The 22,419-nt window shown below is 63.1% G+C and carries 18 protein-coding genes, 1 pseudogene and 1 riboswitch; of the genes and pseudogenes, 8 read left to right on the top strand and 11 right to left on the bottom strand.

All coding sequences use genetic code 11. The features are described from left to right. Positions 1–303 precede the first annotated feature (303 nt). The gene (locus ACF8R3_RS15555) at positions 304–570 is read left to right on the top strand and encodes a hypothetical protein (protein WP_058638293.1); all 267 of its coding nucleotides are present in this window, start codon (positions 304–306) and stop codon (positions 568–570) included. A gap of 102 nt (positions 571–672) precedes the next feature. Here ACF8R3_RS15555 and ACF8R3_RS15550 read toward each other — a convergent pair whose 3' ends face one another. The 4 genes from ACF8R3_RS15550 to cobW all read right to left on the bottom strand — a co-directional run bounded on the left by ACF8R3_RS15550 (position 673) and on the right by cobW (position 7,182). Then, positions 673–1,218, bottom strand: a complete 546-nt coding sequence (locus tag ACF8R3_RS15550; protein WP_392515853.1) for a VWA domain-containing protein — start codon at positions 1,216–1,218, stop codon at positions 673–675. Positions 1,219–1,337: 119 nt separating this feature from the next. Beyond that, complete coding sequence (locus ACF8R3_RS15545) at positions 1,338–2,348, bottom strand: ATP-binding protein (RefSeq protein WP_078478555.1); 1,011 nt, start codon at positions 2,346–2,348, stop codon at positions 1,338–1,340. Between the two features lies 1 nt (position 2,349). After that, the gene (gene cobN / locus ACF8R3_RS15540) at positions 2,350–6,111 is read right to left on the bottom strand and encodes a cobaltochelatase subunit CobN (RefSeq protein ID WP_392515852.1); all 3,762 of its coding nucleotides are present in this window, start codon (positions 6,109–6,111) and stop codon (positions 2,350–2,352) included. A gap of 3 nt (positions 6,112–6,114) precedes the next feature. Next, positions 6,115–7,182 (bottom strand): cobalamin biosynthesis protein CobW, encoded by a 1,068-nt coding sequence (gene cobW, locus ACF8R3_RS15535; RefSeq protein WP_392515851.1) that lies wholly within the window; start codon positions 7,180–7,182, stop codon positions 6,115–6,117. Between the two features lie 99 nt (positions 7,183–7,281). Further along, positions 7,282–7,494: riboswitch (cobalamin riboswitch) on the bottom strand. A 290-nt stretch (positions 7,495–7,784) separates the two neighbouring features. On the opposite strand from cobW, the gene ACF8R3_RS15530 reads away from it, so the two are divergent. The 3 genes from ACF8R3_RS15530 (at position 7,785) to ACF8R3_RS15520 (ending at position 11,381) form a co-directional block, all read left to right on the top strand. Beyond that, positions 7,785–9,383 carry an ATP-binding cassette domain-containing protein gene (locus tag ACF8R3_RS15530; protein ID WP_392515850.1) on the top strand — a complete coding sequence of 533 codons (1,599 nt, stop codon included), beginning with the start codon at positions 7,785–7,787 and terminating at the stop codon, positions 9,381–9,383. A 74-nt stretch (positions 9,384–9,457) separates the two neighbouring features. Next, positions 9,458–10,498 carry a branched-chain amino acid aminotransferase gene (locus ACF8R3_RS15525; RefSeq protein ID WP_256674249.1) on the top strand — a complete coding sequence of 347 codons (1,041 nt, stop codon included), beginning with the start codon at positions 9,458–9,460 and terminating at the stop codon, positions 10,496–10,498. Between the two features lie 163 nt (positions 10,499–10,661). Then, positions 10,662–11,381, top strand: a complete 720-nt coding sequence (locus ACF8R3_RS15520; protein ID WP_392515849.1) for a TorF family putative porin — start codon at positions 10,662–10,664, stop codon at positions 11,379–11,381. Between the two features lie 41 nt (positions 11,382–11,422). Here the strand turns inward: ACF8R3_RS15520 and ACF8R3_RS15515 are convergent, their stop codons facing one another. The 3 genes from ACF8R3_RS15515 to ACF8R3_RS15505 all read right to left on the bottom strand — a co-directional run bounded on the left by ACF8R3_RS15515 (position 11,423) and on the right by ACF8R3_RS15505 (position 13,190). After that, positions 11,423–12,316, bottom strand: a complete 894-nt coding sequence (locus ACF8R3_RS15515; RefSeq protein ID WP_058638300.1) for a DMT family transporter — start codon at positions 12,314–12,316, stop codon at positions 11,423–11,425. A gap of 88 nt (positions 12,317–12,404) precedes the next feature. Beyond that, positions 12,405–12,833, bottom strand: a complete 429-nt coding sequence (locus tag ACF8R3_RS15510) for a RidA family protein (RefSeq protein WP_392515848.1) — start codon at positions 12,831–12,833, stop codon at positions 12,405–12,407. Positions 12,834–12,977: 144 nt separating this feature from the next. Further along, positions 12,978–13,190: a PLDc N-terminal domain-containing protein gene (locus ACF8R3_RS15505; protein WP_023535666.1), complete on the bottom strand. Its 213-nt coding sequence runs from the start codon at positions 13,188–13,190 to the stop codon at positions 12,978–12,980. A gap of 220 nt (positions 13,191–13,410) precedes the next feature. Between ACF8R3_RS15505 and ACF8R3_RS15500 the strand changes: the two genes are divergently transcribed. Continuing rightward, positions 13,411–14,418 carry a GlxA family transcriptional regulator gene (locus tag ACF8R3_RS15500; protein ID WP_196185482.1) on the top strand — a complete coding sequence of 336 codons (1,008 nt, stop codon included), beginning with the start codon at positions 13,411–13,413 and terminating at the stop codon, positions 14,416–14,418. Between the two features lie 22 nt (positions 14,419–14,440). Here ACF8R3_RS15500 and ACF8R3_RS15495 read toward each other — a convergent pair whose 3' ends face one another. Next, positions 14,441–15,325, bottom strand: coding sequence for a hypothetical protein (locus tag ACF8R3_RS15495; RefSeq protein ID WP_392515847.1), 885 nt, complete (start codon positions 15,323–15,325; stop codon positions 14,441–14,443). A gap of 195 nt (positions 15,326–15,520) precedes the next feature. Between ACF8R3_RS15495 and ACF8R3_RS15490 the strand changes: the two are divergent. The 3 genes and pseudogenes from ACF8R3_RS15490 to ACF8R3_RS15480 all read left to right on the top strand — a co-directional run bounded on the left by ACF8R3_RS15490 (position 15,521) and on the right by ACF8R3_RS15480 (position 18,848). Beyond that, positions 15,521–16,501, top strand: a pseudogene (locus ACF8R3_RS15490) (aliphatic sulfonate ABC transporter substrate-binding protein). A 12-nt stretch (positions 16,502–16,513) separates the two neighbouring features. Then, on the top strand, positions 16,514–17,905 hold the full coding sequence (locus ACF8R3_RS15485; RefSeq protein ID WP_058638305.1) for an LLM class flavin-dependent oxidoreductase: 1,392 nt from the start codon (positions 16,514–16,516) through the stop codon (positions 17,903–17,905). 106 nt (positions 17,906–18,011) lie between these two features. Beyond that, positions 18,012–18,848 (top strand): bifunctional allantoicase/(S)-ureidoglycine aminohydrolase, encoded by an 837-nt coding sequence (locus ACF8R3_RS15480; protein ID WP_058605425.1) that lies wholly within the window; start codon positions 18,012–18,014, stop codon positions 18,846–18,848. Between the two features lie 59 nt (positions 18,849–18,907). Here ACF8R3_RS15480 and sodC read toward each other — a convergent pair whose 3' ends face one another. The 3 genes from sodC to ggt form a co-directional block, all read right to left on the bottom strand. Continuing rightward, positions 18,908–19,423 carry a superoxide dismutase family protein gene (sodC, locus tag ACF8R3_RS15475; protein WP_078478550.1) on the bottom strand — a complete coding sequence of 172 codons (516 nt, stop codon included), beginning with the start codon at positions 19,421–19,423 and terminating at the stop codon, positions 18,908–18,910. Positions 19,424–19,522: 99 nt separating this feature from the next. Continuing rightward, entirely contained in the window at positions 19,523–20,404 is an 882-nt protein-coding gene (locus ACF8R3_RS15470) for a LysR substrate-binding domain-containing protein (protein ID WP_058638306.1), read from the bottom strand. A gap of 69 nt (positions 20,405–20,473) precedes the next feature. After that, positions 20,474–22,264: a gamma-glutamyltransferase gene (gene ggt / locus ACF8R3_RS15465; RefSeq protein ID WP_326383719.1), complete on the bottom strand. Its 1,791-nt coding sequence runs from the start codon at positions 22,262–22,264 to the stop codon at positions 20,474–20,476. Between the last annotated feature and the right edge of the window lie 155 nt (positions 22,265–22,419).

Raw genomic sequence — 22,419 nt, 5'->3', positions numbered from 1 at the left:
AAAACAGTAAGTTGTGGCGCCCGAATAACAGTAGCAATTAAGTTGACGGTGCCTATGACCGTCTGTCTGCCAACACTGCTTTTCCTAATTTCGCCAGGGAATTTTCGATGGTTAACGTCCTCACATGGGGCGCGTTGAAACAAAAATGAATAATCGTTGATTATTTTGCTGCACCCATGTGACTCAATGCCGACTATCGAGCATCAGTACACATAACCCCGCGCTGCATTTCGCGATACATGAGGCGACCTTGAAGCAACGCGGACGTCACTTGAATGTTTGGGACCACAGAGAGACCGAACCATGAATGCCCCGCTCCGTGTCAACGAAGCACTGCTGATCGCCGACCACGCCTTCGAACCCTTCCACTGCGTGGCCTGGGACGCCCCCAACGGCACTGGCGACCTGAGCCTGGCGGTCATCGACCGTACCAGCACCCGCATCGGCAGCAAACAGGTAAACTCGCAAACTTATTCCGACAAAGCTCAGTGGCTTAACCTGATCGAGGAAGTACGCGCAGAACTTTGTGAAAAAGGCTACCACCTGCAGCCGTGGTCGATGCCCAAGTAAATGAACAGCGTTGACATGTGCGTGCTCTGCCACGCACATGTACTTGCGGCCCTGCATATTTCATCCTGCTAACGTGCGACTTGTTGCCGCACCCCGCCGTTATCACTTCATCGCTTCGAAACTAAGCAGGTGTTGATAGTCTGCTGCCAGTTGCTGCGCCAGCCGGCGAGCACGGCCCAGCCGGACCGGGGCCAGCTCCATGTCAACCAGCAAGGTGGGGCACGGCAAGGGCTCGACAGGGTCCCATTGCTGCAGACGACCGTCCGTGAACACCAGGCAGCGTACTTCCTCGTTCGGATAGGCCTTGCGCCGATTGCCCAGCCACTGCCTGGCTTGCTCCAGCGCCGGCAGCAACGGGGTGCCCCCTCCCGCCCCAAGCGCCTGCAACCAAGGTTGCAGCGCGGCCGAAGCCTTGAGCCCATGGCGCTGCCATTGCGGTGCACTGCCACTTGCCGTCAACAAAGCCAGCCGTGCGCGCTGGCGGTAGGCATGGTCGAACAATGTCGCCAACAGCCCTTTGGTGTGCGCGAGCGCCTGCTGGCGACGCGTCGAGGCGGAGGCGTCGACGATGATCAGCCATAACTGAGCCGGTGCGCCTCTGCGGGTGTGCCAGCACAAGTCGTCGCGGTGCCGAGGCCGGCCCTTCAACAGGCTCGGCAGCCAGGCGACCTGGCCAGCACTGGCAGCCTGGGCCCGACCGCGGCTTGCACCTGCGCGCGCACCCTTGCCTGCTTGCGCACCCGTCGTCTTGGCCGGCTGACGGATGCTCAGGGCTTTTTTGCCCAGCTCGGCACCTCACGCCTTGGCCCGCTTGCCACAGGCTGTGGGGCCAAAGCACCCCAATCCCCCTGCCCGCCTTTCTCGGCCGAGCTGCTGCCGGTCTGTGCCTGGGGCTGTTCGGGGGCTGCGGGCGGTGTAGCCTGGGCAGGCGACTGCCTGCGATGGCGCAAGGCGAAATCTTCCACCGCGTCGATGTCAGACACCTCGATGGCCGCCGCCCCGCGCCATGCGCAGTGAGCGCGGGCGGCGCGCAACCACACCAGGTCTGCCCGCAGCCCATCCACTCCGGCGGCGTAACAGCGCTCGGTGATACTGGCCAAGGTCCGGTCATCCAGCGCGATGTCGTCCAGCGCCTGGCGCGCTGCATGACAGCGCTTGCGCAAGCCCTCCTGGGCCGATGCCCACTCGGCGCGGAACGCCAGGGGGTCATGGTCGAAGGCCAGCCGACGCCGGATGATCTGTTGCCGTGCATCAGGTGCGGGTAGACCGTCGAGCGCCACATTCAGACCGAAGCGGTCGAGCAGTTGGGGACGCAACTCGCCCTCTTCGGGGTTCATGGTGCCGATCAAGACGAAGCGCGCATCGTGACGATGGGAGATGCCGTCGCGTTCGATACGGTTGGTGCCACTGGCGGCGACATCGAGCAGCAAGTCAACCAAGGTGTCCGGCAGCAGGTTGACTTCATCCACATAAAGTACGCCGCCATTGGCCTGAGCCAGCACACCGGGGGAGAACTGCGCCTTGCCTTGCCCGAGTGCCGCATCCAGGTCGAGTGTGCCCACCAGGCGCTCTTCACTGGCGCCCAGCGGCAAGGTCACGAAAGGCCCATCGCCCAGCAGGTCAGCCAAGCCGCGGGCCAGGGTGCTCTTGGCCATGCCGCGCGGACCTTCGATGAGCACCCCGCCGATCCTGGGGTCGATGGCCGTCAGGCACAGCGCCAACTTCAAGTCGTCGGCCCCCACCACGGCGGCCAGGGGAAATTGTGCAGCGTCGTTCATTTCAAGCCTGTTCCTCGCCATCGAGCAGCTGTTCTTCCAGGGCATCGCGGTACTCGCCCGGGGACTGCCAGAGGCCGCGTTGCTGCGCCTCGATCAGCCGTTCGGTGAGGTCGCGCAGCGCCTGCGGGTTGTGCTCGCGCATGAATTCGCGGGTCGCCGGGTCCAGCACATAGGCATCGGCCAGCGACTGGTAATGATGATCGTCGATCAGGTGCGTCGTGGCGTCGAAGGCGAACAGGTTGTCGACCGTCGCCGCCATCTCGAACGCCCCTTTGTAGCCGTGGCGTTTGACGCCGTCGATCCACTTGGGGTTCAGCGCACGCGCGCGGATCACGCGGTTGAGTTCTTCCTTTAACGTGCGGATGCGCGGTCGGTCCACCTGGCTGTGGTCGCCGTGGTAACTGGCCACGGACGACCCGGCCAGCGTTTCGGTGGCTGCCAGCATGCCGCCCTGGAACTGGTAGTAGTCGTTGGAGTCGAGCACGTCATGTTCGTGATTGTCCTGATTTTGCAGCACCGCCTGCACCTTGCTCAGGCGCTCGACGAATTGTGCCCTGGCCGGCGTGCCCTCGTCCTGCCCGCCATAGGCATAGCTGCCATGGTTCAGGTAGACCTCGGCCAGGTCTTCACGGGTTTGCCACAGGCGCCCATCGATCACATTCTGAACGCCAGCCCCGTAGGCACCTGGCTTGGCGCCAAAGACACGCCAACCGGCCTGGCGAGCCGCCTGCTCAGCGTCTACACCCTGCTGCTGCAAGGTCGTACGCTCGCTGCGCACGCGCGCAGCCAACGGGTTCAGATCATCGGGTTCATCAAGACCGGCCACGGCCTGAACGGCAGCATCGAACAGGCGGATGAGGCTGCCAAAGGCGTCCCGGAAGAAACCCGACACCCGCAGCGTCACGTCCACCCGCGGGCGGTCCAGCAGGCTCAGGGGCAGTATCTCGAAATCGTCGACCCGCTGGCTGCCGGTGGCCCAAACGGGCCGCACACCCATCAGTGCCATGGCCTGGGCAATGTCGTCACCACCGGTGCGCATGGTCGCGGTCCCCCACACCGACAGCCCGAGCTGGCGCAAGTGGTCGCCATGGTCTTGCAAATGACGCTCGAGTATCAGGTTGGCCGACGCGAAGCCTAGCCGCCACGCTGTGGTGGTCGGCAAGTTGCGCACATCGACGGTGTAGAAATTGCGGCCTGTGGGCAGTACGTCAAGCCGACCACGGCTGGGCGCGCCACTAGGCCCTGCAGGCACGAAGCGCCCAGCGAGCGCTGCAAGCAGCCCGTTCATCTCGGCGGCGCCACAGGCATCCAGGCTCGGCGCCACGGTATCACGCAGGTGATCGACAACGGCCTGGACGGGTTGACCAAGTTCCGCCTCCAGTGCTGGCAGCGTGCCGTCGAGCGCACCCTCGATAACCTGCAATGCCAGCAGTTCGAGGCGCTCGCGGGTATCGCCAGCCGTACGCCAGGCCTGGTCGCTGATGTTCAGCAGTAGCGTGGGCCGTGGGCCTTGCCAGGGTTGCCCCAGGTCACAGTCCAGCGGATCGAAGCCAGGGACCAGTGCCTTGGCCAGCGCGCGCAACACACTCGCATTGCCGCCACGCCCATCGCCCCGCTCGACCCGCAGCAATGCCAGCAGCGTGTTCAGGCGCAACCGACCCTCGGGCGACTGGCCGAATACATGCAAGCCATCGCGGATCTGCGATTCCTTGAGGTCGCACAGGTAGGTGTCAAGGCGTGGCAACCAGACGGTTGCATCGTCAAGCTGCCCTTCGAGTTGCAATTCCCGGTCGATGTGGTGGGTCCTGACCAGTTCGAGGATGTCGCGTTGCAACTCACGGGCGCGGCGCGGGTCGAGCAGTTGTGCTTCGTAGAATTCGTCGGCCAATTGCTCCAGGTGGCGCAGCGGGCCATAAGTCTCGGCGCGGGTCAGCGGCGGCATCAGGTGATCGATGATCACGGCTTGCGTGCGTCGCTTGGCCTGCGCGCCCTCACCTGGGTCGTTGACGATGAACGGATAGATGTTGGGCAGCGGCCCGAGCAGCGCATCCGGCCAGCACGTATCGGACAGCCCTACCCCCTTGCCCGGCAGCCATTCCAGGTTGCCGTGCTTGCCGACATGGATGACAGCGTCGGCCGCATACACATGCCTTAGCCAGAAATAGAACGCCAGGTAGCCATGGGGTGGCACCAGGTCCGGATCGTGATAAACGGCGCTGGGGTCTACCTGATAGCCGCGAGCAGGCTGGATGCCGACGAAGGTCATCCCCATGCGCACCCCTGCCACCATCAAACGGCCCTGGCGGAACATCGGGTCCTGCTCCGGTGGCCCCCAGCGCTCCAGTACCGCCTGGCGGTTGGCGTCCGGCAGGCGGCCGAACGCCCCCTGGTAATCGACCAGGCTCATGCTCTGGGCACAGGGCCGCTGGTCGATCTGGTCGAGGTCGTTGGTCACACCGCCCAGCAATTGATGGATCAGCTGGGTACCGCTCTCGGGCAGCTCGCTGACCGGGTAGCCTTCAGTGCGCAGCGCACGCAAGATATTGAGCGCCGCAGCCGGCGTGTCCAGGCCCACGCCATTGCCGATGCGCCCATCGCGCGTGGGGTAGTTGGCCAGGATCAACGCCACGCGCTTGTGCGCATTGGGCTGGCGCGCCAGGGTCACCCAGCGCCGTGCCAGCTCGGCCACAAAATCCATGCGCTCGGGGTGGGCGCGGTAGCACACCACATCCGATTGGCTGCGTTCGCTGTGCCAGGCCATGTCCTTGAAGCTGACCGGCCGGGTGATGATGCGGCCGTCCAGTTCGGGTAGCACGATGTGCATGGCCAGGTCACGTGCGCCGAGGCCCTGCTCGCTGGCCTCCCAACCCGGTTGGTTGTCCTGCGCGCAGATGGCCTGCAACACGGGTATGTCTCGTCTTAGCGGGCGCAGGTTAGGACGCTCCGGGCTGGACAGGGCGAAACCCGTGGTATTGAGCACAACCTCGGCGCCGACCATGTCGAGCCATGCTTCGACCTGTTCCAGGCACGCGCTTTCCTTCAGGCTGGCCACCGCAATCGGCAACGGGTTCAAACCTGCTGCCTGCAGGCGCTGGCAGAACACATCGATGAAAGCCGTGTTCGCTGCTTGCAGGTGCGAGCGATAGAACAGTATCGGCGCCACCGGATGATCGGCATGCCAGTGCGGGTACCAGTCCTCCAGCGCCCCACTGCCCACTTGTGGGTGGTAGACCGTCGTGCGAGGCAACGCCCGCGGCTCGGCCCAGGAATAGTCACGGTCCAGCCACTGACTGGCTAGGTAGTAGAACAGGTTGAGTGCGTTGGCCTTGCCACCCTGGCGCAGGTAGTGCCACAACTGCTCGGCTTGCGCGCCCTGCACGGACCCAAGCCCGGTCAGTTCCGGGTCGGGACGGTCGTCGCCGGGCACCAGGATCACGTGCACGCCGCGCTCGGCGAGCGTAACCAACTGTTCCACACCGTAGCGCCAGTACCCCACGCCGCCGTGCAGCGACACCAGGATGACCTTGGCGTGCTGCAAGACCTGATCGACATAAAGGTCGACCGAAGCGTGGTTCTGCACCTGCATGGGGTTGGCCAGGCGCAGGCTGGGATAGTCGCCGGGCAACTGCTCGGCGCTGTCGGCGAGCAAGGCCAGGTGCGAATCCCCGCTGCAGAGGATGACCAGTTCGGCAGGCGTCTGGCCGAGGTCGGCAATGCTGTCGTCGGGCACGAAGCCGCCGGGCTGGGTCCGCAGCAGGTGCATGGGTCAGGCGCCCAGAGCGTGGCGCAGACGCGCTTCGAGCTGGGCGGGGTCAAGGTCCTGACCGATCAGCACCAGGCGCGTGACGCGAGGCTCTGCGGCGCGCCAGGCGCGGTCGAAGTGCTTGTCGAAGCGTGTGCCTACCCCCTGGATGAGCAAGCGCATCGGCTTGCCGGCGATGGCGGCGAAGCCTTTGACGCGCAGGATGCCGTACTCGACCACCAGTTGGTTGAGCGCCTCGATCAGCACCCGCTCATCGGATTCGGGGAGGTCGATGGAGATGGAATCGAAGGCATCATGGTCATGGTCGTCATGGTCATCGCCGTCGTGATGGGCATCGTGGTGGGTCGGGCGGGCGTCGATGTGCTGCTCGGACTCGGCGCACAGGCCCAGCAACACCTCCAGCGGCAACTTGCCACTGCTGGCTTCGATGACTTTGACAGCCGCTGGCAGCTCTTCGGCGACCTCGGCACGCACCTTGGCCAGGCCATCGGCATCGATCAGGTCGGCTTTGTTCAACACAACCAGGTCGGCGCTGGCCAGTTGGTCAGCGAACAATTCGTGCAGGGGAGACTCGTGGTCCAGGTTCGGGTCCAGCTTGCGCTGGGCGTCGACCTGGTCCGGGTAGGCGGCGAAAGTGCCTGCGGCAACGGCGGGGCTGTCGACCACGGTGATCACCGCATCGACGGTGCAGGCGGTACGGATCTCAGGCCATTGGAAGGCTTGTACCAGCGGCTTGGGCAACGCCAGGCCGCTGGTTTCGATCAGGATATGGTCCAGCTCGCCGCGGCGCGCCACCAGTTCGCGCATCACCGGGAAGAACTCTTCCTGGACGGTGCAGCACAGGCAACCGTTGGCCAGTTCGTACACCCGGCCATTGGCCTCTTCCTCGGTGCAGCCGATGCTGCACTGCTTGAGGATGTCGCCATCAATGCCCAGCTCGCCGAATTCGTTGACGATCACGGCGATGCGCCGACCCTGTGCGTTGTCGAGCATGTGGCGCAACAGGGTAGTCTTGCCCGAGCCCAGGAAGCCGGTGACGATGGTAACGGGGAGCTTGGCCAGTGTTTTCATGTTGCAGTGCCCTTGGCAGAATGGCGCGGGCATGCAGGACGAGCGCCGCCGACCAAACAGGCCAGGCATGTTCGCCACCGGATCACCCCGCCCGGTTTAAAGTCGAAAACGTTGCGAGGCAGGTCTCCTGGCTTGCACCTGCGCCAGGCACGGTCATCAGGACCGGCTGGGGAGAAGACGCCTTCCCGCGCTTGGCGCAGTGGCAGTGTCGACCCATCGATGGTGCCTACAGTTGCGGGGGCAGCCGCGGCTTGAACCGCGTTCCCGTCTTAGCTCCGGCCTGGCCGGAGAACCTCGAACGGCCAAGGCTACGCAGTGGCTGTCGGGTGGTCAACCGTTGTCGAGGCTGTGGGGAGCCGCACTGCTGCCAGACGGCGACCTTCGTCCCGCCCTCGCCCTCGCCACCCACGAATAAAGTGCAAGGCAGTACCCTTTCTCTTCATCGCCTGCCCGCTTTACGCGCTGACCATCCTCCTCTACCCTTCCCACTTCCCCTTCATGAGGTATTCGTCCAATGCGCCATTGATGCCGCCGTCTGCTTGACGGCCAGTCTTCACTTTCCGGTCGCCACCGGAAATGTCGCGGCATTTGTGGAGTTGCACATGACGACTACGTCGATCCTGACGCTGGACAGCGTCACCCTGGTCTTGCCAGATGGCAGGCCACTGTTCACCGATCTCACCCAGACCTTCGACACTACCCGGACCGGCCTGGTAGGCCGCAACGGCGTGGGCAAGAGCCTGCTTGGCCAACTGCTCGCTGGCCGGCGTTCACCCAGCAGCGGCACGTGCCAGCGCTTGGGCCGTGTCCATCTTGTCGATCAACAGGTGATCGACACCAGCAAGACCGTGGCCGATCTGGCCCAGATGGGGCCCTTGATCGCAGCGCTCGAACGGATCGCACTCGGCAGCGTGGAGGCCGCTGACTTCGACACCGTCGGCGAGCGCTGGGATGCGCCCGAGCGCCTGCGCGCCCAGCTGCACCGCCATGGCCTGGGCCACCTGGACCTGCAACGCCCTGTCCATACCCTGAGCGGCGGGCAGGCCATGGGCGTGGCGCTGATTGGCGCCTGGTTGAGCGAGGCCGACTTTCTCATACTCGATGAACCTACCAACCACCTGGACGACCACGGCCGCACGCAGTGGCTGGCGATGATGCAAACCTGGAACCGCGGCTTGCTCGTGATAAGCCATGACCGTTCTCTACTCGAGCACATGGACTGTATCCTCGAACTGTCAAGCCTGGGCCTGAAAGCCTATGGCGGCAACTTCAGCCACTATCAGGCACGAAAGCGCTGCGAGACCACGCAAGCTGTGCAGCAGTTGGCACACCTCAAGCGCTCCCAGCAGCAGCAAGCCAGAGCCCAGCTACAGCAACGCCAGGCACTGGACAAAGCCCAGGCCCGGGCGGGGCGCAAGGCCAAGGGCGTGAACCAAGCCAAGATCCTGGTCGATCACCAGCAGCAAGGCGGCCAGGCGACGCTTGGCAAGCAGCGCCGACGCCATCGGGCGGCCGGGCAACAGCTGATCGACAGGGTGCGGGACGCTGCGCAAGCGGTCGAAAGAGCCTGCGAAATTACCGTGCACACGCCAACGCTTGAGCCCAATGTCCAGCGGCAGGTGGTACTGCTGCAAGCCTTGCGCCTGCCGCATGGCACACAAGTACCCATCGACCTCAGCCTGCGCCAGGGCCAACGTTGTGCCCTGACGGGCGTCAATGGCAGCGGCAAGAGCACACTGCTGAAAATGATCGCCGGCCAGTTGCCAGCGCCTGCAGGCCACCTCAAGGTCACAGACCAAACGGCGCTGCTCGACCAGCACTGCAGCGTGTTGTCGGCCGACATAAGCGCGCTGGAACACGTACAACAGGCCAACCTGGCACTGGATCAGAGCCATGTACGCATGCTGCTGGCTCAGCTGGGCCTGGACGCTGCACGTGTCGCGCTGCCCAGCAGCCTACTCAGTGGAGGCGAGCGCATGAAGGCGGCCCTGGCGGGGATCCTGTACCGCAGGCGCCCGGTGGAGCTGCTGCTACTGGACGAACCTGGCAACCACCTCGACCTGCCATCGCTCAAGGCCCTGCAAAAGATGCTGGAGCGGTTCACCGGTGCGCTGATGATTGCTTCCCATGACCAGGTGCTGCTCGATGCGCTGAGGCTCGACTGCGCCTTACGCCTTGAAGGGCCGAGCATCAAGTGGTGATAGGACATTTCCGATCCGGCGAAGATGTATTAAGGTGGCGTGTGCGCATATAACAGCAGCCCGAACGTGGGCACTTGCAAGACAACGAGGGTGTCATGAGCAACGAAAGCATTAACTGGGACAAGCTCGGCTTCGACTACATCAAGACCGATAAACGCTATCTGTCTGTCTGGCGCGATGGCGCGTGGGATGAAGGCACCCTGACCGAAGACAACGTGCTGCATATCAGCGAAGGCTCCACGGCCCTGCATTACGGCCAGCAGTGCTTCGAAGGCCTGAAGGCCTACCGTTGCAAGGATGGCTCAATCAACCTGTTCCGCCCTGACCAGAATGCCGCCCGCATGCAACGCAGCTGTGCGCGCCTGCTCATGCCCCACGTGCCCACCGACGTGTTCATCGAAGCCTGCAAGCAGGTCGTCAAGGCCAACGAGCGCTTCGTGCCGCCACACGGCAAAGGCGCCCTGTACCTGCGCCCATTCGTCATCGGCACGGGTGACAACATTGGCGTGCGCACTGCGCCGGAGTTCATCTTTTCCGTCTTCGCCATCCCGGTAGGCTCGTACTTCAAAGGCGGCATGAAGCCTCACAACTTCCAGATCTCCAGCTTCGACCGCGCGGCTCCGCAAGGGACCGGCGCTGCCAAGGTGGGTGGTAACTATGCCGCCAGCCTGCAACCAGGCTATGAGGCGAAAAAGGCCAACTTCGCCGATGCCATCTATCTGGACCCGTTGACCCATTCCAAGATCGAGGAAGTAGGTTCGGCCAACTTCTTCGGCATCACGGCCAATAACGAGTTCGTAACGCCCAAGTCGGCTTCGGTGCTGCCGGGTATTACCCGCCTGTCCCTGATGGAGCTGGCGCAGTCTCGCCTGGGCCTGACCGTTATCGAAGGGGATGTGGAAATCAGCCAGCTGGATCGCTTCGTCGAGGCAGGTGCCTGCGGCACTGCGGCGGTGATCACTCCCATCGGCGGCATCGAGTACAACGGCAAGCTGCATGTTTTCCATGACCTGGAGAAGGTCGGCCCCGTTACCCAGAAGCTCTACAACGAATTGACCGGCATTCAGAGCGGCGACATCGAGGCTCCGGCAGGCTGGATCGTCAAAGTGGCCTGATCACTCACACTGCATGATCTCGAAGGCGCGCTCCTCAGGGGGCGCGCCTTTTTTTGCACGTCGAAACAGGCCATTGCGTGCCCGAGCAGGCAACAAGGTTTCCTCCGCGCGCCAGGCCCGGTATCCTTCAAGGCTCTACTGCAAGCCCTTCAGGAAGCCGACCATGACCAGGCCCCTTCTAGTGCTGAGCGCGACCCTGCTGTTGAGCCCCACGCTCCTGGCCCAGCAGATCAAACGTGAAGTGGGCGACTTTGACTTCACCCTCAGTACGACGCCTACTCGCAGCATGGCCCAGGGGCTTATTTCCCCAGCCGCTACCGGCGCCTTTCACGGCGGCCTGGATTTGAGTCACACCAGTGGTTGGTACGTGGGGCAATACACGCCCAGCATGGGCGTAGCGCCAGGGTCCACCCTGCGGGTCGACAACTACGTCGGCTACAAGCATCACTTCGACAGTACTTTGGGTTACGAGATCGGTGTGATCCACTACAGCCAACCCAACATCGCAGGTGCAGAGAGCCATGCGCTGTATGGGGGTATTTCCATAATGGGCAGCCGATTCGGCGGGGCCTTGCGAGACAACCCAAGCAACCGGATCGGCACCCTGTATGCCGATTTCGGGCAGGTCCCCCTGCTCAACGCCGACCTGACGGTCAAGCTGGCCCATCATCGGCTCGGCACCCCATTCACGATCGGCGACGGCAGCCAGGTCAACGGTTTCTCCGACTGGTCCATGCAGCTGTCGCGCCCCTGGTTAGGCCTGGACCTGAACCTGATCTACAGCGACTCGAACCTGACCGGTGGCGGCTGCGATGCTTATTCGGGGATCAACACCTATTGCGAGAGCGTGGTAACCCTCAAGGCCCAGCGCAGTTTCTTCTAGGCAAGCCTGCTCACGCTCAGCCTTTGCCGGCCACTGCCACCTCAAGCCTGTGTCGGCGCCCGTGGACGGGGGGCAGTGACAGCGATGGCCACCCCGCCCAGGACAATCGCGCAGGCAGCCATGGCACGTAGCGACAATGCCTCGCCGATCACGAGCATTCCACCCAACGCGGCGATCACCGGCACGCTCAGTTGCAACGTGGCGGCTTGTTGCGCGCTGATGCGCCGCACCACGCTGTACCAGACGGCGTAACCTGCCGCCGATGCCAAAACCCCAGAGCACACTGCAAAGAACACGCCGGCCATCGAGAACCGCAGCTCGGCACCGAGAACCATCAGCGGCGCACACACGGCTAGGAAGGGCACGCTGCGAATGAAGTTGCCCGCCGTGTCGGCCAGCGGCCGAGGTGATCCCTGCCCCAGCAAGGTGTAGATCCCCCACGCTATACCCGCGACTACCATCAGCAAGGCGCTCGTCAGTGTAGGTGCGTGGCTGCCAGGCAGCAGCAACACGATCAGGCCTGAAAAAGCCATCAGCATGCCTGACAACGTGCGCAGGCTGATCCGTTCCCCACGCAGCAACGCCATGCCGAACATGGTCAGCTGCACAGCGCCAAACAAGAGCAATGCCCCTACCCCTGCATTCAAATCAAGGTAGGCGACGGAGAACAGAAAGGCGTAGCAAAATAACGCCAAGCCACCTCGCCAACTGCCGGCAGCGCCTGAGCAGGGACTGCGCAGCCGTACCAGCCACCACAGGCACAAGGCGCCGCTGCCCAGGCGCAGCGCGGTGAAGCTGATAGCGTCGACGGCGCCATCCTTGAGCGCCAGCCGGCAAAAAACCGAGTTGGCAGCGAAGGCCATCAAGCTGAACATGGCCGGCCAGAACCAGGCGCTCAGCAACGGCCGTTCGATCGGAGATGAGGTCGTGCTCATGGTGTGGTCACCTCTGAGAACCGCTGTGCTTATCGCGCAGGAAGGCGCAAACCTGAGCAGAGATTTACTACACAGCCAGTCGATGGCGCTACCTACCTTGGGAGGAGACAGGCAGCGCCGCCACGGCATCCACCTCGATGAGCATCCCGTCCAGGGCCAGGCGTGGGACCGGTATGAGCGTACAGGTAGGCTTGAGGGCCTGGCCCCACGCGTGGTCCACAGCTTCCACCCATTGCTGGAGCCGCGCCTGGCTATGGTCGACGATCAGTAGGGTGAGCTTGCAGACATGCTCAAGGCCCGCCCCTTTGTTGGACAAGGCCAGCTCCAGGTTGGCAAGGGCCTGGCGCGCCTGATCGGCGAAAACAGGGGATAGAGCCCCACTGGCCTGCTCCCCACCCTGACCCGCGATGAAAAGCAGCCTGCTCCCTGAGCGCACGTCGGCCACATGGGAGTATCCGTTGCCACTGGGGTCATACAGAGATTGAGGGTTGCTCAGTTCAAAAGCGGTGGTGTGCATGGTTTGGACGCTCGGTTCATGGAATGAGCGCCGAGTATCCAACCTCAAGCAAACCTGAGGTCAAGGGCCGGAAGCGGCCCTTGGACATGATTTATGCGGCTACACCCGCGAGGCTGCCAGACGCCCCCGGCGCCTGGCGCGCAATCACTTCTCTTCCAGTACTGCCTTGCCCTTGACTGCACGCGGCCCGCGCCAGGCCCAGATCGGCAGGCCAGGGAACGGTGCCCACACGACGAACACAATCCACAGCATCTTGCGCTCGGCGCGCCGATCGCTGCCCATGATGTGCCAGATCGCCCAGATCTCCAGCAAAATCAAGATGATTGCCACGACGAACCAAATCGTTCCGATTTCCATGAGCTTCCTCCCATTGGCACTTACCCTATTGATTCACCGAAGACGCCCAGGGTTCCGTTCGATTTAAACGGCGCCAGCGTCTATCGAACCCGCCTGCCCCAGGCCGACGCCCAGCGCATGCCTGAACACGACCTGCACATTGGCGCCCGCCACCCTGCCGATTGTCTTTCGTAGGGGCACCGGCCACACTTTGGTGCGAAGCCAGGAAGCGGAGTCCAGCGTGTCCACACCCCGTCAGTTCAGCAAAAAGAGCAGCACCAGCAACATGCTGCGATTAAAGACCAGCAGTGCCAGCGTAGAGGCGCCCTATCGGGTCGACTTCGTTTTGCTCGAACACTTCTCCATGGCCAGCTTCACCGTGGCCATGGACGTGCTGGTCACGGCTAATCTTCTGCGCGCGGACAGCTTCCAATTCACGCCCTTGTCGCTTGCCGGTGACCGTGTGCTCAGTGACCTGGGGCTAGAGTTGATCACGAACGAGCTTTCGGCAACCGCCCTCAAGCACTTGGACTTGCTCGTGGTCTGCGGCGGTTTGCGTACGCCGCTCAAATACCCTGAGCTCGACCGCTTGCTTCAGGACTGCGCATCTCACGGCATGGCCTTGGGCGGCCTGTGGAATGGCGCATGGTTTCTTGGCCGCGCCGGAGCGCTGGATGACTACGGCTGCAGCGTTCACCCCGAACAACGTGCCAGCCTCGCCGAGCGCAGCCCGCAGACGCGTATCACGCCCGCAAGCTTCACCCTCGACCGGGACCGACTGAGCGCCGCCAGCCCGAACGGGGCGATGGAATTGATGCTGGGGTTGGTACGACGGCTGTACGGTGACGGTCTGGCAGAGGGCGTCGAGGAGATACTGTCCTTCTCGGGCGCCCGCTATCGGCAAGTGGGCCCCGGGGCCAAGAAGTCGATGAGTCTGCACCTGCGCACCATCGTCGAGCTGATGGAAAACAACCTTGAGGAAACCCTCAGCCTGGACCAGTTGGCGGCTTACAGCGGCCGCTCTCGCCGCCAGATAGACCGCCTGTTCCAGGCGCAGCTGGGCACCTCTCCACGGCGCTACTACATGGAACTTCGCATCACCAAAAGTCGCCGCCTGCTGCAGTACTCCGATCTCTCGGTGATGGAGGTGGCGCTGGCGTGCGGCTTCGTCTCGGTGTCGCACTTCAGTAAATGCTACGCCGCCTATTTCGGTTATCCCCCATCGCGCGAGCAGCGCTTGGGGGATTGAACCTGCTCGCGCTTTTGTGGCGTCAGTCTGACGCAGCAGCGGGCTGCTTCGAAGGAGGGGTCAAGTGCAGCACGCGATCCCGCCCGCCTTCTGCAAGCCAATAACCGCCGCTGCCATCGGCCACGATGGACTGCGGCGCCTTGAGAAACGACAGCACGGTCTGGCGAGTCCCATCGGGCTTTATGCGCAGCAGCCGTGCCCGGTGCGTGTTGTCTTCACTGATCCAAAGACCACGCTGGTCACAAAACAGGAATGTGGGGTTCCTGAGGCTATTGAACACCACAGGGTCCTTGCCATCCTTGGACAACGCCCGTATCTGCCCGTCGGCTTTCTCGGTGTACAGCAGCCGGCCATCCCCGCATCGGGTCAACCCTTCAGCTTCGGTCAGGCCCGAACGCAGCACGTCCACCTGGCCGCTGCGCCAGTCATAGCGCAGCAAGCGGCCATCACCCTTGCGGTCTTCGATGGCATAAAGGTGGTTGCCCTCGTTCCAAAGGCCCTGCACCGCAATACCGTCGAAAAGCGGTGTGACCTGGCCATCGACAGCCAGACTCACCGGCGCCAGGCCACCTTCCTGGCTGAAGACCCAGCCACCTCTGGCCGCCACCATGCCGTCGGGCTTGGACAGCTGGTCCACGAGCACTTCGCGCTCACCGTCGGGTGCAATCTTGAGAATACTGCCCCGACCATCGTCCAGCTCCTGGCTTACCAGCAGACTGCCGTCGGCCTGGGGAAGCAGCGACGCAGCCTTGTCCACGTTGCGGTGCGCGACCTCCACCTGCCAACCCGAAGCGGCCTGCACGGGGTAGAAGCTTTGCCAGGCGAAAAATCCGAGCGTTGCCATTACAAGGCCGGTGGTAGCGGTGAGCACGATGCGGGTGATGGGTTTACGCAGAGAGGTGGGCATGGAGAACTCCTTGATTCTGCAAGGAATGCTAGCAAGGGGATGTGAAAAAAATGTCGGAAGCAGACACCTGATTACAAAACAAAAGGATATAAAAATAACTAAAAAGTCTAATAATTAGTAATAAAGAAATTGAAGCAGCGCGGTCAGGTGCTTATGTTCTGGTGCTCCCACTCATCGCATATCAAGGATCGCGCCATGCCCCACTCTCTCTTTTCATCACTACGCCGGCGAGCACTGGGAGCACTACTGGCCTCGCTTGCCGGGGCCCTGCTGATAGCCGCACCGGCGCAGGCGCAAGAAAACAGCACCCTGCGCATCGGATACCAGAAATTCAACAGCCTCAACATCCTCAAAGGCAGCGGCGCACTGGAAAAAGCCCTTGCCCCGCAAGGGGTGAGGGTCAGCTGGCATGAGTTTGCCGCCGGCCCACAGTTGCTCGAGGCACTGAGTACCGGTGCCATCGACGTGGGACACGCGGCCGATGCACCTTCGGTGTTCGCCCAGGCGGCCGGCAAACCCGTGGTCTACCTGGCCGCTGAACAGCCTTATCCGCGTGGGATCGGCCTGGTGGTGCGCCAGCAGGACCCTCTGAACGATGTGCAGGATCTGAAGGGCAAGCGCGTGGCCACTGGCCGGGGATGGAATGCCCAGTACTTGCTGGCCGTCGCCTTGCAACAGGCAGGCCTGAGTTACCAGGACATCACCCCGGCCTACGTCAATAACGCAGCCGACGCGATAGCCGCGCTGCAGTCAGGCAGCGTTCAGGCCGCCACACTGTGGGACCCATTCCTGGCTGCAGCCGAGCGGCAGCCAGGGCTGAAAAACCTGCGTGACGGGACCGGCTTGACCAACAACCGCACCTTCTACCTGTCCACCGCCCGCTTCGCGGACAGCCATAAGGCGTTGCTCAGAATATTCTTCAGCGAACTGGCCAAAGCCAGCCAGTGGGCCAATGACAAACCCGGCGACGTCGCCGCCTTGCTGGCGCCGCAGCTTGGCATCAACGCCGATGTTCTGGAAGTAGCAAGTCAACGACGCAACTACAACGCTGTGCCAGTGACCCCAGAGATCGTTGCCGAACAATAGAAGCTGGCCGACACCTTCCAAGGGCTTGGCCTGATCCCCCGCAAACTGAACGTAGCCGAAGCGGTTTACCCTGCTTCCGTGCTGCCCTGAGGCCAACTCAACATGCCCCGCCCTATACGCTTCAACGCCTTCAGCATGAACGCTGCCAGCCACCAATCGCCTGGCTTGTGGCGCCACCCGCGCAACACCAGCACCGATTTCAACCGCCTGGCTTACTGGACCGACCTGGCCAGGCTACTCGAACGCGGTTTGTTCGACGCACTGTTCATTGCCGATGTCATGGGCATCTATGACGTCTATCAAGGCAGCCCGCACCCGGCCTTGCGCGGCGGCGTCCAGGTGCCGGTGAACGATCCGATGCTGTTGGTCCCCGCCATGGCCGCTGTGACCGAGCACCTGGGCTTCGGGGTCACCTTCTCGCTGACTTACGAGCACCCCTATCCCTTTGCACGGCGCATGTCCACACTCGACCACCTCAGTGACGGGCGCGTGGGCTGGAATATCGTCACCGGCTACCTGGACAGTGCCGCGCGTAACCTTGGGCTCGACCGACAACTGGGGCATGACCTGCGCTATGACTTGGCCGAGGAGTATCTGCAGGTGCTCTACAAACTCTGGGAAAAGAGCTGGGACGACGATGCCCTGGTGCTGGACCGTGAAACGGGCCGCTACGTCGAGCCAACCCGTGTGCACCCCATCGGCCACGCCGGCGCGCATTTCCAGGTACCCGGCATGCACCTCTGCCAGCCTTCGCCGCAACGCACCCCCGTGCTGTTTCAGGCAGGCGCGTCGGCGCGCGGTCAGCAGTTCGCCGCCAAGCATGCCGAATGCGTGTTCATCAGCGGGCCGACACCCACGGTTCTGCGGCGCTACGCCGATGGCGTGCGTCAGGCCAGCGAAGCGGCGGGACGCGCACGTGACGAGGTGCTGATCTATGCCCAGGCGTTGCTGATCGTCGCGCCCACTCACGAGCAGGCTCAGGCACGCTTTGACCAATACCGCAGTTTCGTCGACATCGAAGCAGCCCTGACACTGCTGTCAGGTTGGACCGGAATCGACCTGGATGGCCTGGACCCTGACGCGCCAATCCAGTACGTGGAAAACGATGCGGGCCGTGCAGCCTTGGCAGCCTTCACGGCGGCGGACCCTAGCCGTCAATGGACCGTGCGCGAGGCGGCGCAATTCATCGGGCTAGGAGGACGCGGCCCCGTCCTGATCGGTACGCCAAGTGAAGTCGCCGACCAGTTGGAGGCGTGGGTCGATCAAACCGGTATCGATGGGTTCAACCTCACGTATGCCGTCCAACCTGACGACCTGGCCCATGTCGTGGAGTTGCTGGTTCCCGAACTGCAGCGCCGTGGCCGCTATCCCCGCGGGTACGTCGATGGCACCTTGCGCCACAAGTTGTTCGGCAAAGGAAACCGGCTAACGGCGCACCATGTCGGCAGCCGCGTGAGCATTCAGCAACCAAATACTGGGTATTCCAACATTTAATTTGTAGATGTTCGGCGCGCCACCCTATCCTGTGCCCACGTCCCCTGCACCGCACCGGCCGGTGCGGCCCACGGCATGGGGATAGAACAACAAGTCGAGAGCATTCATGTCGAACCACGCCTATTTCGCGCCCCACGGCGGCCACCCGGCTCAAACCGAGCTGCTGACCGACCGTGCCATGTTCACCGAAGCCTACGCGGTCATTCCCAAGGGCGTGATGCGTGACATCGTCACCAGTCACTTGCCCTTCTGGGACAAGATGCGCATGTGGGTCATCGCCCGGCCGCTGACAGGGTTCGCCGAAACGTTCTCCCAGTACATCGTCGAGGTGGCGCCCGAAGGCGGGAGCGAACGGCCTGAACTGGACCCCAACGCCGAAGCCGTGCTGTTTATCGTCGAAGGCGAGCTGGACATTACCGTCGAGGGCCAGCACCACACACTGGTGCCAGGGGGTTATGCGTTTCTGGCGCCTGGCGCCGAATGGAGCCTGCGCAACAACAGCCAGGCCAATGTCACCTTCCACTGGCTGCGCAAGCACTACCAGAAGGTCGAAGGGCTGGACGTACCGTCTTCGTTCGTGACCCACCGCGACAACGCTACCGTGATCGAAATGCCAGGCACCGAAGGCCGCTGGAAAACCACCCGCTTCGTCGACATGGCTGACATGCGCCATGACATGCACGTCAATATCGTCACGTTCCAGCCAGGTGGGGTCATACCGTTTGCTGAAACCCATGTCATGGAACACGGGCTCTATGTGCTGGAAGGCAAGGCGGTCTACCGCCTGAATCAGGACTGGGTCGAGGTCGAGGCCGGTGATTTCATGTGGCTGAGGGCCTTCTGCCCACAGGCCTGCTATGCCGGCGGCCCTGGCAACTTCAGTTACCTGCTGTACAAGGACGTGAACCGTCACGTGCACTTGACGCTCAACCCCAAGCGCTGAGCACAGAAGACTGCTCGCCGGTCTCCAAGGCGCACCCGCCAGGGTGCGCCAAATCGCTGTTACTCAACCACCCCACACGCCATGCGAGCGCCACCGCCACCCAACTTCTCGGGGTGATCGCTGTGGTTATCGCCGCCTGCGTGCACCATCAGTGCGTGGCCTTTGAAGTCTTCAGCCTTCAGGCGCGGTGCCAGTACCGGATACGTCGCCTTGCCATCGGCACCTACATACAGCGCCGGCAGGTCGCCGCGGTGGCCGCTGTCATCGTAAGGGCCTTTATGCGCGTTGGTCGATTGCGGGTCCCAGTGCCCCCCCGCCCCGCCTGCTGGCACGGCTTTGCCCGCATCCTGCGCAGGAGCGCAGGACGGATTCTGGTGCAGGTGGAAGCCGTGCACACCGGGCGGCAGGTCCTTGAGGTCCGGGGTAAGCAGCGTTCCGTACTTGTTCTGCTCGATGCTGATGGTGCCGATCGACTTGCCTGGGCCATCGGGGCCTGCCAGCTTGAGCTCGACGGTCTGGGCGGCTTGGGCCAGGCCGGTAGTGGCCAGCAGCGCAGCGATTACAACTGCTTTCATAAGGTTCTCCATGGCGTGGTGAAGGCGGACGTCATACCCGCGTTGTGCATGGGACTGCATCATCGCGCAGTCATTCCCTTGTGCCACAGCCTGAAACACTTAAAGACTGCCACCGGCCAACAGTTGCTTGAGCACCTCTGCCAGGGCCTTGACCGTCGGATCGGCGGTTGGACGGTGCACGATGACGATCTCATAGCTGTCGATTTCGCCCAGCCCCTGCTCGGCGCCCAGTACGCGATGCTCTGCAGTGGCCGCGCGCGGCGGTAGCAGGCTGATGCCCATGCCATCGGCGACAGCGGCCTGGATGCCGCTCAAGCTCGAACTGGTGAAACTGATGCGCCAGCGCCTGCCACTGCGCTCGATGGCAGTGATCATGTCTTCGCGGTACAAGCCCCGCGGCGGAAAGGTCACCAATGGCACCGGGTCCAGTTCAAAGGCAGGCAGGCGCGCGCTGTCGATCCATTGCAGCCGCTCGGGCCAACAGGCGACCCCTTCGCGGCTGTTGCGCCGTTGTTTGAGCAATACCAGGTCCAGCTCGCCATTGTCGTAGGCCTGGCTCAGGTCCCGGCACAGCCCGCTGGTGACCTCCAGCTTTACCTGCGGATTGAGCCGACTAAAGGCCGACAGGGCATGGGTGGTCGATCCACCCACAAAGTCCTCGGGTACACCCAGGCGCACCGTGAAGCCGACCATGGCACCGGCCAAGGCTTCGAGCATCTGATCATTCAGGGCCAGCATATGCCGGGCGTACCCGAGCAGCGTCTGCCCGGCGTCGGTCGGGAGCACGTCGCGGTTGCCACGTACCAGTAGACGGTGCCCTACCATGTCTTCCAGGCGCCGGACTTTCTGGCTGATGGTGGACTGGGTCGAATGCAAGCGCGCGGCAGCCGTGGTGAAACTGCCGCAGTCGGCCACCACGACGATGGCACGCAGAAGGTCCAGGTCGAACAAGGCCCTATTCGATTTCACGTTATGAGACATGCAAGTATTCGACAAATGAATGGGAGGACCGTTTTCTAGCACGCACCTGGGTAGCTCGCAACGCTGGCTTCAATCTCCCAGTGCTACACCTTCACGGCGTGGGTCCGCCCCGCCCAACCAGCCTGTCCCGTCCCGCTGAATGACTTGCAGGCCGCTGGTCATATCCATCGGCGTCACGGTGTGGCCCCACGCCTTGAGCTTGCGAATCAGTGCAGCGCTGGTCAGCCCTGATTCCACCTCGGTTGCACCGTTGCGGCTGCCAAAATTGGGCAGCCCGGCGGCTTGCTGGGGGTCCAGCCGCCAGTCCAGCAACGCGATGAGCGCCTTGTTGACGTAACCGATGATCTGCGAGCCGCCGGGTGAGCCAAGGCTGGCTACCAATTCCCCATGGTCCCGGGAGAACACCAGCGTAGGCGCCATGGCTGACAGGGGCCGCTTGCCCGGTTGAACGCGATTGGCCACTGGCCTGCCCTGCTCCTGGGGCACGAACGAAAAATCGGTCAGCTGGTTATTGAGCAAGAACCCTTTGACCATCAGGTGCGAGCCGAATGCGCCCTCCACCGAGGTGGTCATGGCCACGGCATTGCCGCGATCATCAATGGCGCTTAGGTGGGAGGTGGCTATCCGCGGTGGCGATCGGTCAGGCGCAAGGGTCAACAGCGCACCGCTCGGATGGCCAGGGATGGCCTTGTTCATGCTGCGCTCACCCACCTGACTGGCACGCTGTGCCAGGTAGCCCGGGTCGAGCAGGCCCTTGAGCGGAACGGGTACATAGTCACTGTCGGCCAGGTACTGGGCGCGATCGGCATAAGCCAGTCGCTCGGCCTCGGCGACCAGGTGCACGGCGCGTGCTGGCGCCTCCAGGGTGGCAGCAGTGGCCGAGGGGACGGGTGCCAGGTGCGCCAGATCGTCCCTGGCCGACCTGCGTTGCAATGCCTCCAGTATTCCCAAGGTCTGCAGTACCGCCACGCCCCCGGATGAAGGAGGGGGCATGCCACAAATCTGCCAAGCTTTGTAGGGTCCGCAGACAGGTTCACGCTCGCTGGCCCGGTACTGCTTCAGGTCATCGGCGGACAGATAACCTGGGTTGGTGTGGTTTTGGACGGCCGCCACCATGGCTTGCGCAACCTCGCCGTTGTAAAACGCCTGCGCGCCGTGTTGCGCGATCTGCTCAAGCGTGTCGGCAAGTTCGGGATTACGCAGCTGTGTGCCTACTGCAAGCGGGCGCCCCGTCGTGTCCAGGAAATAGCCAGCCATACTGGGCGAGCGAGCCACGAAGGGGTCGGCTTTCAGCAGCGCATGCAGCCTTGCAGAGACTGGGAACCCGGTGCGGGCCAGTTCGATGGCGGGTTGAAACAACGCTTGCCAGGGCAGCACGCCGTGCTGCTTGTGCGCCAATTCCAGGGCCCGCAATACACCCGGCACCCCCACGGCTCGTCCGCCAATCTGTGCTGACCTAAATGGCATGGGTGCCCCCTTGTCGTCGAGGAACAGGCGTTCGGTCACCTGCGACGGCGCCGTTTCCCGGCCATCGAATGCCTGGGTCCTTTTCCCGTCCCAGTGGAGGATGAATGCGCCGCCGCCGATTCCACTCGACTGAGGCTCGACGAGTGTCAGCACCAGTTGCATCGCAATCGCCGCATCCAGCGCGCTGCCCCCGGCACGCAGGATGCGTTGTCCGGCCTGGCTGGCCAGCGGGTTGGCGGCCGCGGCCATGTGCCGTTTGGCCGCCACCGGCTGCAAGCCTGCGCGATAACCGGAGCCAAGTTCGGGTGCTACGGGCAGCGCTTGCCTGGCCTGGGCCAGGTTACAGGACAGGCTCAGGCACAGCGCGCTGACGGATAGAAAGAGAGGGTTCATGCAGCCGCTTCCTGCGTTGGGCCTAGCACAGATGCGAGGCTGTCGAATCGAAAAGTGCACTGACGCTTTTGTTGAGCGTTCAGGCTGGGCGAGGATAACGCGACTGCGACGCACGGGACCACCAATGGTTACGCGGTTGTGGCGCGGTTCGATTC

The organism is Pseudomonas sp. FYR_7 (genome assembly GCF_043106155.1).
Taxonomy (GTDB): Bacteria; Pseudomonadota; Gammaproteobacteria; order Pseudomonadales; family Pseudomonadaceae; genus Aquipseudomonas; species Aquipseudomonas parafulva_B.
The sequence above is the reverse complement of the archived record's forward strand: the minus strand, read 5'-3'. Positions and strand labels throughout refer to the sequence as shown.

Excerpts from the sequence above, each read along its gene's own strand:
- ACF8R3_RS15530 (WP_392515850.1), top strand. The coding sequence starts at position 7,785 with ATGACGACTACGTCGATCCTGACGCTGGACAGCGTCACCCTGGTCTTG.
- ACF8R3_RS15555 (WP_058638293.1), top strand. The coding sequence starts at position 304 with ATGAATGCCCCGCTCCGTGTCAACGAAGCACTGCTGATCGCCGACCAC.
- ACF8R3_RS15515 (WP_058638300.1), bottom strand. The coding sequence starts at position 12,316 with ATGAGCACGACCTCATCTCCGATCGAACGGCCGTTGCTGAGCGCCTGG.
- ACF8R3_RS15520 (WP_392515849.1), top strand. The coding sequence starts at position 10,662 with ATGACCAGGCCCCTTCTAGTGCTGAGCGCGACCCTGCTGTTGAGCCCC.
- ACF8R3_RS15485 (WP_058638305.1), top strand. The coding sequence starts at position 16,514 with ATGCCCCGCCCTATACGCTTCAACGCCTTCAGCATGAACGCTGCCAGC.
- ACF8R3_RS15505 (WP_023535666.1), bottom strand. The coding sequence starts at position 13,190 with ATGGAAATCGGAACGATTTGGTTCGTCGTGGCAATCATCTTGATTTTG.
- ACF8R3_RS15480 (WP_058605425.1), top strand. The coding sequence starts at position 18,012 with ATGTCGAACCACGCCTATTTCGCGCCCCACGGCGGCCACCCGGCTCAA.
- cobN (WP_392515852.1), bottom strand. The coding sequence starts at position 6,111 with ATGCACCTGCTGCGGACCCAGCCCGGCGGCTTCGTGCCCGACGACAGC.
- ACF8R3_RS15470 (WP_058638306.1), bottom strand. The coding sequence starts at position 20,404 with ATGTCTCATAACGTGAAATCGAATAGGGCCTTGTTCGACCTGGACCTT.
- ACF8R3_RS15510 (WP_392515848.1), bottom strand. The coding sequence starts at position 12,833 with ATGCACACCACCGCTTTTGAACTGAGCAACCCTCAATCTCTGTATGAC.
- sodC (WP_078478550.1), bottom strand. The coding sequence starts at position 19,423 with ATGAAAGCAGTTGTAATCGCTGCGCTGCTGGCCACTACCGGCCTGGCC.
- ACF8R3_RS15495 (WP_392515847.1), bottom strand. The coding sequence starts at position 15,325 with ATGCCCACCTCTCTGCGTAAACCCATCACCCGCATCGTGCTCACCGCT.
- cobW (WP_392515851.1), bottom strand. The coding sequence starts at position 7,182 with ATGAAAACACTGGCCAAGCTCCCCGTTACCATCGTCACCGGCTTCCTG.
- ggt (WP_326383719.1), bottom strand. The coding sequence starts at position 22,264 with ATGAACCCTCTCTTTCTATCCGTCAGCGCGCTGTGCCTGAGCCTGTCC.
- ACF8R3_RS15545 (WP_078478555.1), bottom strand. The coding sequence starts at position 2,348 with ATGAACGACGCTGCACAATTTCCCCTGGCCGCCGTGGTGGGGGCCGAC.